A 10,565-nucleotide genomic window follows, 5' to 3' on the forward strand; every position below is an offset into this window, starting at 1 on the left:
AGTTTTTCTGAAAAAGACAAAAATGCTTCAAGACCGCCCTACTCGCTGTAGATCATCTTCTTGCTCATACCGCCGTCCACCACAAACTCCTGTCCGGTGACAAACCCGGCCTGGCGCGACAGCAGCCACGCTACCATGGCCGCCACGTCCTCCACCGTCCCTACCCGACCCGCCGGATGCTGCGCATGGTCGGCATCGGTAAGCGGCTCGGCCCGCCGCGCAGCAGGATCACGCGCATCGATCCAGCCGGGGCTGACCGCATTGACCCGCACTTCCGGCCCCAGGCTCATCGCCAGGGCGTGAGTCAGCGCCAGCAGGCCACCCTTGCTCGCCGCGTAGGCTTCGGTGTCCGGCTCCGACTGGCGGGCCCGTGTCGAGGCCAAATTGACGATAGCGCCACCATGGGCGCGCAGGTACGGTGCGCAATGCTTGGCCAGCAGCATCGGCCCACTGAGATTGACTGCCAGCACGCGGTTCCAGTACGCCAGGTCGAGGCTTTCCAGGGTGATATTGCGTGGATCGGCCACCGCCGCATTGCACACCAGCGCATCCAGGCGCCCAAACTGCCCCAATACCTCGGCGACACCCTGGGCCACTTGCTTCTCGTCGGCCACGTCCATGGTGATAAACCAGGCATTCTCGCCCAGCACCTTGGACACCTTGGAACCGCGCTCGCGGTCCAGGTCGGTCAACACCACCTGCCAGCCTTCGCTGATCAGCCACGCCGCAATCCCGAGGCCAATGCCGCGCGCCGCACCGGTCACCAGCGCAACGCGCCCATTACTGGCCGCAGCGGCCTCCATGGACCACTCGATCACAAAGCCGCCAGCCCGCGGGCCAGGTCAGCCTGCAAGTCGGCGACATCTTCCAGCCCGACCGCGACGCGAATCAGGCTGTCACGGATGCCCGCGGCTTCGCGCTCCTGCGGCGCCAGGCGCCCGTGAGAGGTGGTGCCCGGGTGCGTGATGGTGGTTTTGCTGTCGCCCAGGTTGGCGGTGATCGAGATCAGTCGCGTGGCATCGATAAAGCGCCAGGCGCCGTGTTTGCCGCCCTTCACCTCGAAACTCACCACCGCGCCGAACCCGCGCTGCTGGCGCTGGGCCAATGCGTGCTGCGGATGACTCTTGAGGCCGGCGTAATGCACCTTCTCAATACCTTCCTGCTGTTCCAGCCACTCGGCCAGGGCCTGGGCGTTGGCGCAATGGGCCTTCATGCGCAGACCGAGGGTTTCCAGGCCTTTGAGGAAGATCCACGCGTTGAACGGACTCAGGGTCGGGCCGGCGGTGCGCAGGAAGCCCACCACTTCCTTCATCTGCTCGCTGCGACCGGCCACCACGCCGCCCATGCAACGGCCCTGGCCGTCGATGAACTTGGTGGCCGAGTGCACCACGATGTCCGCGCCCAACTTCAACGGCTGTTGCAGGGCCGGGGTGCAGAAGCAGTTATCCACGATCAGCATCGCGCCCTTGGCGTGCGCCACTTCGGACAGCGCGGCGATATCCACCAGTTCAGCCAGCGGATTGGACGGCGACTCGACGAACAGCAGCTTTGTATTGGGCTTGATCGCCGCATCCCACCCGGACACATCCGCCAGGGGCACGTAGTCCACTTCGATACCGAAGCGCTTGAAATACTTCTCGAACAGGCTGATGGTCGAACCGAATACGCTGCGCGACACCAGCACGTGGTCGCCGGCGCTGCATAGGCTCATCACCACCGCCAGGATGGCAGCCATGCCGGTCGCCGTGGCCACCGCCTGCTCTGCGCCTTCCAGGGCGGCGATGCGCTCTTCGAACGCACGTACGGTCGGGTTGGTATAGCGCGAGTAAACGTTGCCCGGCACTTCACCGGCAAAGCGCGCGGCGGCGTCGGCCGCCGTGCGGAACACATAACTGGAGGTGAAGAACATCGGGTCACCGTGCTCCCCTTCCGGGGTACGGTGCTGGCCGGCGCGCACAGCCAGGGTATCGAAAGCTACGCCATCGAGGTCGCTGTCCAACCGACCGGCATCCCATTCCTGACTCATGCTGCCACTCCTCACATATTCTTTATTTAAGATACAAAACCGGCCCCTCAGGGCCGGTGTCTACTCAGTTGTTGTACAGATCGATGATCGCACTGACCGCCTGGGTCTTGATCTTCGACGAGTCGTTGCGCGCCTGCTCGATCTTGTTCAGGTAGGCGTCATCGATATCACCGGTCACGTACTTGCCATCGAACACGGCGCAGTCGAACTCGGCGATCTTGATCTTGCCGCCGCCCACCGCTTCGATCAGGTCAGGCAGGTCCTGGTAGATCAACCAGTCGGCACCGATCAGGTCAGCCACGTCTTGCGTGGAACGATTGTGGGCGATCAGTTCGTGGGCGCTCGGCATGTCGATACCGTATACGTTCGGGTAGCGCACGGCAGGCGCCGCAGAACAGAAGTACACGTTCTTCGCACCAGCTTCACGGGCCATCTGGATGATCTGCTTGCAGGTGGTGCCGCGTACGATCGAGTCATCGACCAGCATAACGTTCTTGCCGCGGAATTCCAGCTCGATGGCGTTCAGCTTCTGGCGCACCGATTTCTTGCGTGCGGCCTGGCCGGGCATGATGAAGGTACGGCCGATGTAGCGGTTCTTGACGAAGCCTTCGCGGAACTTGACACCCAAGTGGTTGGCCAGCTCCAGCGCGGCGGTACGGCTGGTGTCCGGGATGGGGATGACTACGTCGATGTCGTGTTCGGGACGCTCGCGCAGGATCTTGTCGGCCAGCTTCTCACCCATGCGCAGGCGAGCTTTATAGACCGATACGCCGTCGATGATCGAGTCCGGACGCGCCAGGTAGACGTGTTCGAAGATGCATGGCGTGAGTGTCGGCGCAACCGCGCACTGACGGGTGTGCAGCTTGCCGTCTTCAGTAATGTAGACCGCTTCACCCGGTGCCAGGTCGCGGATCAACGTGAAGCCCAGCACATCCAGGGATACGCTTTCGGAGGCGATCATGTACTCGACGCCTTCGTCGGTGTGACGCTGGCCGAACACGATCGGGCGGATGCCGTGGGGGTCACGGAAACCAACGATGCCGTAACCGGTGATCATCGCCACCACGGCATAGCCCCCGACGCAACGGTTGTGCACGTCGATCACCGCGGCAAACACGTCTTCTTCGGTGGGCTGCAGCTTGCCGCGCTGGGCCAGCTCGTGGGCGAATACGTTGAGCAGCACTTCCGAGTCGGAGCTGGTGTTGACGTGGCGCAGGTCGGATTCGTAAATCTCCTTGGCCAGCTGTTCAACGTTGGTCAGGTTGCCGTTATGCGCCAAGGTAATGCCGTAAGGCGAGTTGACGTAGAACGGTTGAGCTTCGGCCGAGGTCGAGCTACCGGCGGTCGGGTAACGCACATGGCCAATGCCCATGTGCCCGACCAGGCGCTGCATATGACGCTGGTGGAACACGTCACGTACCAGGCCATTATCCTTGCGCAGGAATAACCGGCCGTCGTGGCTGGTCACAATACCGGCAGCGTCCTGGCCGCGGTGCTGGAGGACGGTTAGCGCGTCATACAGCGCCTGATTGACGTTCGACTTACCGACGATACCGACGATGCCACACATGCGACGCAACCCCTACTTAATGAATCTTGACTGAACACTCTTACTGAGGCGTTTTGGCCGGCAAGAGGTGTTCCTTGAACGGAAGATCAGCGGGTACGCTGATTCCGCTGGCCAGCCACTGACTGCTCCACCCCAGAATGAGGTTCTTGGACCAATCTGCAACCAATAGAAATTTTGGCACGAGTACCGACTCCTGCCACCACGCATCCTGCTGTACCGGCCCCAGGCTCAACAGCCCGACCGCCACGACCACCAGCAACGCGCCACGCGCGGCGCCGAAGGCCATGCCGAGAAATCGATCGGTCCCGGAGAGGCCGGTGACACGTATCAACTCGCCAATCAGATAATTGACCATTGCCCCCACCAGCAGCGTGGCGATGAACATGATGGCGCAGCCCGCGATGACGCGGGCCGAAGGCGTCTCTATGTACCCGGCCAGGTAGACCGACAGTGAACCACCGAACATCCAGGCGACGACTCCTGCGATGATCCAGGTCAGCAACGACAGTGCTTCTTTGACGAAGCCGCGGCTCAGACTGATCAACGCGGAGATGGCGACGATTGCAACGATCGCCCAATCAACCCAGGTAAATGGCACAGTGCAGCCTACGTACGGATAAGGCGGCGCATTTTAGCAGAGCGCCGGGCTATCGGTAAGCGGTGATTACGGGTGCTTTGCAAATCAATCAATTGCGCAATGGGAACACTGTTTCAAGACCGCCGAAAACCAATGTGGGAGGGGGCTTGCCCCCGATGGCGGTGGTTCAGTATCAGATGTACTGACTGATCCACCGCCATCGGGGGCAAGCCCCCTCCCACATGTTGACCTTATCGTCCCGCCTAGCCGCGCTCGGGCTGGAAACGGGTCACAAACCCCTTGAGGTTCTGCTGGCGATCGAGCAAATCGCGCAGGCGATCCGCTTCGGCGCGCTCGATCAGCGGCCCGATAAACACACGGTTCTTGCCATCGGCGCTGCGGATATACGCGTTGTAGCCCTGGGCCCGCAGTTTTTTCTGCAAGGCGTCGGCGCCTTCGCGGTTGCCCAGGCTGGCCACTTGAATCGACCAACTGATCGGCAACCCATTCGGGTCGATACGACTCTGACCTACGTCCGGCTTGCCCGGCGCGGCAGGCTGTGGCGCGACCGGCTTGGGTGCAGGTGTCGGCGCGGCAGGCTTGGCGGCTGCGACAGGCGCTGACGGAGCCGGTTTGACCACCGGAACACTCGGCTGCACCGGCATGGAAGGCGCCTGCTGGGCAGCGACCTCGGCATCGGTCGGCACGGGCTCTTCCTCAGGCAGCGCCTGCGGTTCAGGCACCACCACCGGTTCCACCTGAACCTGGGGCACCGCCGGCGCCTGGGGCGCAGCGGGCGCTTCAACCACTACCTGGCGCTGTTCGTCCTGACGGGAAAACAGCATCGGCAGGAAAATCACCGCCAATGCCACCAACACCAGGGCTCCGACCATTCGCTGCTTGTATGCGCTATCGAGTAATGCCATGTGCAGCTTCCTCCGTGGAGCGCCGGGCCAGCCATTCGAGCGCCTCGGCAACACAATAAAATGATCCGAACAACAGAATCTCGTCGTCGGCCGTCGCCACCGCACATTGCGCCTCAAGGGCGGCAGTGACGCTTGCATACGACGCCACCGGCGCACCAAGGTTCTGCAAGGCGATTTGCAGTTCAGCCGCCGCACGGCTACGCGGCGTATCCAGCGGCGCAACGGCCCAGGACTCTACGCTGCCGAGCAACGGCGCAACCACGCCATCAAGATCCTTGTCAGCCAGCAAGCCGAACACCGCCAGGCGACGGCCGGACAATGGCGTGCGCATCAGCCGTTGCGCCAAGTATTCTGCAGCGTGGGGGTTATGACCGACATCCAGCAGCAGGTGAAGACGCTTGCCTTGCCACTCGACGGTGCGCCGATCCAGGCGCCCCACGACCCGCGTCGCCAGCAGGGTTGCGGCAATGTGCCCGGCATCCCACGGCAGATCCAGCAACAGATAGGCTTGCAGCGCGAGTGCGGCATTCTCCATCGGCAGGTTCAGCAGCGGCAAATCGCGCAGCACTACCTGTTGACCCCGGGCATCGCGCCCGGACCACTGCCAATGCTGATCGCCGATCTCGAGATTGAATTCGCGCCCGCGCAGGTAGAACGGGCAATCGAGCTCCCGCACCTTGTCCAGCAAGGGTTGCGGTGGGTCAAGATCACCGCACAGCGCAGGTTTGCCGGGGCGAAAGATCCCGGCCTTTTCGTAAGCCACGGATTCGCGGGTATCGCCCAGGTAATCGACATGGTCGACACCGATACTGGTCACCAGCGCCACGTCGGCGTCCACCACGTTGACCGTGTCCAGACGCCCGCCCAGGCCCACTTCCAGCACGACGATATCGAGTTGCGCACGCTCGAACAGCCACAGCGCCGCCAGGGTGCCCACCTCGAAATAGGTCAGGGAAATGTCGCCACGCCCTGCATCGAGGGCGGCGAAGGCTTCGCAGAGTTGCGCGTCGCTCGCGTCGACGCCATTGAGCTGCACCCGCTCGTTATAGCGCAGCAGGTGCGGCGAACTGTAGACGCCGACTTTCAGCCCCTGGGCCTGCAGCAGCGCGGCGACAAAGGCGCAGGTCGAGCCTTTGCCGTTGGTGCCGGTTACGGTGATAACACGCGGTGCCGGGCGACCCAACCCCAGGCGGGCCGCTACCTGTTGCGAGCGCTCCAGGCCCATGTCGATGGCGGACGGATGCAACTGCTCGAGGTAGGCGAGCCATTCGCCCAGGGTACGTTGGGTCATAGGTTTGCCGGCACCGGCGGCACGACAATCGGCTCGACTTTAGGCGCGACGTAGACAGGCGTTGGCAGGCCCATCATTTGCGCCAGCAGGTTACCCAGGCGTGGCCGCAGCTCACCGCGCGGGATAATCAGGTCGATGGCGCCGTGCTCGAGCAGGAACTCGCTGCGCTGGAAACCTTCCGGTAATTTTTCACGCACGGTCTGCTCGATGACGCGCGGGCCGGCAAAGCCGATCAGGGCCTTGGGCTCGCCGACGATCACGTCGCCCAGCATCGCCAGGCTGGCGGAAACGCCGCCGTATACCGGGTCGGTCAATACCGAGATGAACGGAATGCCTTCTTCGCGCAGACGCGCCAATACCGCCGAGGTCTTGGCCATTTGCATCAGGGAAATCAGCGCTTCCTGCATACGCGCGCCACCGGAGGCGGCGAAGCAGATCATCGGGCAGCGGTTTTCCAGGGCATAGTTGGCGGCGCGCACGAAACGCTCGCCGACGATGGCACCCATGGAGCCGCCCATGAAAGAGAATTCGAACGCCGACACCACCACCGGCATGCCCAGCAGCTTGCCGCTGACGGAGATCAGCGCGTCTTTCTCGCCGGTCTGCTTTTGCGCGCCGACCAGACGGTCCTTGTACTTCTTGCTGTCGCGGAACTTGAGACGGTCGACCGGCTCCAGGTCAGCGCCCAGCTCGTTGCGGCCGTCGGCGTCGAGGAAGATGTCGATACGCGCGCGCGCGCCAATACGCATGTGGTGGTTGCACTTGGGGCAAACGTCCAGGGTCTTTTCCAGCTCCGGGCGGTACAGCACCGCGTCGCAGGATGGGCACTTGTGCCACAGACCTTCAGGAACCGAGCTTTTCTTCACCTCGGAACGCATGATCGAAGGGATCAGTTTGTCTACTAACCAGTTGCTCATGCTTTCTTTCTCCAGTACCGGTGGCTTGAACACAGCCCCGCGTATGCCCTTGAGCTAAATTCATATGTGGCGATGATGTCGGCGGGACGGGGTCAGAGGTTCGACCAGCCATTTCCCGCCTGTATCCTCAGCCTTCCAGACAACCTGCCAGCGCAGGGTTGCCACTTCGTTTCCGGGCCTCCCGCGGGCGGCGCCGGTGCTGTTTTACACAGTGGTAGTTATGGACGGCGGCAGACTGCCAGCCGTCACATCGCACCGCTGCTGTTGCGCACGGCCTGCATGAACGCGCGAATCCTGGCGTGATCCTTGATGCCCTTGCCCTGCTCCACCCCGCCGCTGACATCCACCGCATACGGCCGAACCTGCTCGATGGCCGCGCCGACATTCGACGGGGTGAGCCCACCGGCCAGGATCAGCGGCTTGCTCAAGCCCGCCGGGATCAGCGACCAGTCGAACGCTTCGCCCGTACCGCCGGGAACGCCTTCGACATAGGTGTCCAGCAGAATCCCGCGCGCGCCCGTATAAGCGGCACAGGCGGCGGCTATATCGTCGCCGGCCTTGACGCGCAGCGCCTTGATATAGGGGCGCTGATAGCTCTCGCATTCGTCCGGGGTTTCGTCGCCATGAAACTGCAGCATGTCCAGCAACACGGCATCCAGGGTTTCATTGAGTTCACACCGGCTGGCATTGACGAACAAGCCCACGGTGGTCACGAACGGTGGCAGCGCGGCGATGATGGCCCGCGCCTGCAACACATCCACCGCGCGTGGGCTCTTGGCGTAAAACACCAGACCTATGGCATCCGCCCCTGCCTCGACCGCCGCCAACGCGTCTGCGATGCGGGTAATCCCGCAAATCTTGCTGCGAACGGCTGACATATCGTAGAAACCTCAGGGATTGAACCGAGAAAGTCCCGGATGGTAACAAAAGCGCTTGCGGGCGTCAGCCGCCAAGTTCGCTGAAACCGGTGAGGAAGTGTGGCCCGATAAAACGCTCCGGCAGTTCGAACTCATCGCGGTACTCCACCTCCACCAGATACAGGCCGAACGGATGCGCCGTCACTCCACCGGTACGGCGCACGCGGCTTTCCAGCACTTCCCTGGCCCACTCCACCGGACGTTCGCCGGTACCGATGGTCATCAACACACCCGCAATGTTACGCACCATGTGGTGCAGGAATGCCCCGGCACGGATATCCAGCACAATCATCTTGCCATGACGGGTCACGCGCAGATGGTGGACTTCCTTGATCGGCGATTTGGCCTGGCATTGGCCGGCACGGAATGCGCTGAAATCATGCACCCCGACAAGATGCTGCGCGGCCTCGGCCATGCGCTCGGCATCCAGCGGGCGGTGGTTCCAGGTAATTTCCTGGTTCAAGTGCGCCGGGCGGATCTGATCGTTGTAGATCACGTAGCGGTAGCGCCGGGCGATGGCCTTGAAACGCGCATGAAAATGCGCCGGCATGACCTTGGCCCATGTGACGCTGACGTCATGGGGCAGGTTGATATTGGCGCCCATTACCCAGGCTTTCATCGAGCGTTCGGCCTGGGTGTCGAAATGCACCACTTGGCCGCAGGCATGCACCCCCGCGTCGGTCCGCCCGGCACACATCAGCGACACCGGCGAGTCAGCGACTTTCGACAAAGCGTTTTCCAGGGTTTCCTGCACCGTCAGCACGCCGGATGCCTGGCGCTGCCAGCCGCGATAGCGCGAGCCTTTGTATTCCACGCCGAGGGCGATGCGGTAAAAGCCTGCGGCCGCCATTTCGGCGGCCGCGTTATCTATATTTGCCAAGAACTGAGAGCCTGATGAGTTGCGCGAAGGCGGCCATTATAAAGGCGACGGCTGCACGACGGGCGCTTTTGTTGGGGAGGGGCGCCAAGCCAACTGTGGGGAGAAGCACGCCCTGCCCCACAGTGGAGGTTTATCAGCCTTCAGATTCGGCCGAGCATTTCCTTGGCCTCGCCGCGCTGGCTCTCGTTGCCCTCGGTCAGCACTTCGGACAGGATGTCCTTGGCGCCATCGGCATCGCCCATGTCGATATAGGCCTGGGCGAGGTCCAGCTTGGTGGCGACCTCATCGGTGCCCGAAAGGAAATCGAACTCGGGCTCATCGTCACCGAGCGCCGCATCCTCAGCCGTGAACGATGGCTCGATGGAGGGATGCTCCAGGCTCTGGGACAGACGGTCCAGCTCGGCGTTGACGTCATCCAGCTCCGACGCGAAGGCGTCCGGCTTGGCCGCCGATTCGGGTTCGTCCGCCAGGGAGAGGTCGAAATCTTCCGGCAAATCGAAGTCATCCAGGGCCGCAGGGGCCAGGGTCGGCGGCTCGACGGCAGGCGCATCCTTCATCTGCTCTTCGAGCCCGGAGAGGAAGTCATCGTCCGATTGTGCGGACGCCGGTGCATCCAGTTGCAGATCCAGGTCGAAGTCCGACAGGTCGTCGGCACTGGCATTGGCTGCCGTCTGCTGCTGAAGAAGCGCCTCGAATGTCTGCTGATCGTCGTTGACCTCAGCCGGCGATGCCGCCTCCAGCTCGTCCAGGCTCAGATCGAAATCGGTATCCACGGGCTCTGGCGCAGGCGCAGCCGGCTTGTCTTCCAGCAAGTCCTTGACGTACTGGGCGTCCAGGGCCGCAGCGGCGACCGCTGCACTTACCCCTGCCGCCAACACCGCCATGGCCGGGAAACGGCTTTTGAGCTGCTCGACCTGGGCATGGTTTTCACCGTTGGCCACCAGTTGACGCTCCTGGTTGACGAAACCGTCCTTGTTATTTTGCAGCCCGTACACTTCCATCAATTTCAAACGCAGGTCGCTGCGCTTGGGCTCGCGCTTGATCGCTTGCTCAAGTACATCGGCCGCCTGGTTCAGGTGGCCACGATCGATATGGGACTGGGCCTGGGCCAGCGCATCACTGGCGTTCTGCGGGGCAACCGCAACCGCCAGCGGCGCAAGCACCGAGGCCACGCTCGGCACGACCGGCTCAACCACCGGAGCGCGCGCAGGCGTGGGTGCAGGCACAGGCGTGGGCGCAGCATTCAGCGGCGCCACTTCCAGGCCTTCGAAACTGTCGGAGGGCAGGTCGCGCTCCAGGCTCGATGTGAACTCCGGCTCTTCAGCCAGCGCTCGCGCCATGCGCAGGTGCTTCTCTTCTTCAAGACGGGCGTTGCGATGGCGTACCCACAACAGCAGGAGCAGCAACGCCAGGATGACGGCTGCGCCACCCAGCACCCCGAGCACGATAGGGTTGGTCAAC

Annotated in this window: 10 protein-coding genes; all 10 read right to left on the reverse strand. The window is 62.8% G+C overall.

Annotated features, from left to right (window positions below; all coding sequences use genetic code 11):
• Positions 1–38: 38 nt before the first annotated feature.
• Positions 39–803 (reverse strand): SDR family oxidoreductase, encoded by a 765-nt coding sequence (locus BFQ00_RS15880; protein ID WP_065892472.1) that lies wholly within the window; start codon positions 801–803, stop codon positions 39–41.
• An 11-nt stretch (positions 804–814) separates the two neighbouring features.
• Positions 815–2,026: an O-succinylhomoserine sulfhydrylase gene (locus tag BFQ00_RS15885; RefSeq protein WP_065934057.1), complete on the reverse strand. Its 1,212-nt coding sequence runs from the start codon at positions 2,024–2,026 to the stop codon at positions 815–817.
• 64 nt (positions 2,027–2,090) lie between these two features.
• Positions 2,091–3,596, reverse strand: coding sequence for an amidophosphoribosyltransferase (purF, locus tag BFQ00_RS15890; RefSeq protein ID WP_065887086.1), 1,506 nt, complete (start codon positions 3,594–3,596; stop codon positions 2,091–2,093).
• Positions 3,597–3,636: 40 nt separating this feature from the next.
• Positions 3,637–4,194 carry a CvpA family protein gene (locus tag BFQ00_RS15895; protein WP_003234314.1) on the reverse strand — a complete coding sequence of 186 codons (558 nt, stop codon included), beginning with the start codon at positions 4,192–4,194 and terminating at the stop codon, positions 3,637–3,639.
• A gap of 242 nt (positions 4,195–4,436) precedes the next feature.
• The gene (locus BFQ00_RS15900) at positions 4,437–5,099 is read right to left on the reverse strand and encodes an SPOR domain-containing protein (RefSeq protein WP_065934058.1); all 663 of its coding nucleotides are present in this window, start codon (positions 5,097–5,099) and stop codon (positions 4,437–4,439) included.
• Positions 5,083–6,390, reverse strand: a complete 1,308-nt coding sequence (gene folC / locus BFQ00_RS15905) for a bifunctional tetrahydrofolate synthase/dihydrofolate synthase (protein WP_065934059.1) — start codon at positions 6,388–6,390, stop codon at positions 5,083–5,085. The genes BFQ00_RS15900 and folC overlap by 17 nt, the downstream gene beginning before the upstream one ends.
• On the reverse strand, positions 6,387–7,307 hold the full coding sequence (gene accD, locus BFQ00_RS15910) for an acetyl-CoA carboxylase, carboxyltransferase subunit beta (RefSeq protein WP_005789754.1): 921 nt from the start codon (positions 7,305–7,307) through the stop codon (positions 6,387–6,389). Before accD ends, folC begins: the two co-directional genes overlap by 4 nt.
• A 245-nt stretch (positions 7,308–7,552) precedes the next feature.
• Positions 7,553–8,185 carry a phosphoribosylanthranilate isomerase gene (locus BFQ00_RS15915; protein ID WP_065934060.1) on the reverse strand — a complete coding sequence of 211 codons (633 nt, stop codon included), beginning with the start codon at positions 8,183–8,185 and terminating at the stop codon, positions 7,553–7,555.
• Between the two features lie 64 nt (positions 8,186–8,249).
• A complete protein-coding gene (gene truA / locus BFQ00_RS15920) occupies positions 8,250–9,074 on the reverse strand; it encodes a tRNA pseudouridine(38-40) synthase TruA (RefSeq protein WP_065887082.1) in 825 nt (274 codons plus the stop codon).
• A gap of 170 nt (positions 9,075–9,244) precedes the next feature.
• Positions 9,245–10,565: FimV/HubP family polar landmark protein (locus tag BFQ00_RS15925; protein ID WP_305884859.1), on the reverse strand; the 1,321-nt coding region annotated here is incomplete at its 5' end.

The sequence above is a fragment of the Pseudomonas sp. 28 E 9 genome, from assembly GCF_900004785.1.
Lineage (GTDB): Bacteria > Pseudomonadota > Gammaproteobacteria > Pseudomonadales > Pseudomonadaceae > Aquipseudomonas > Aquipseudomonas orientalis_A.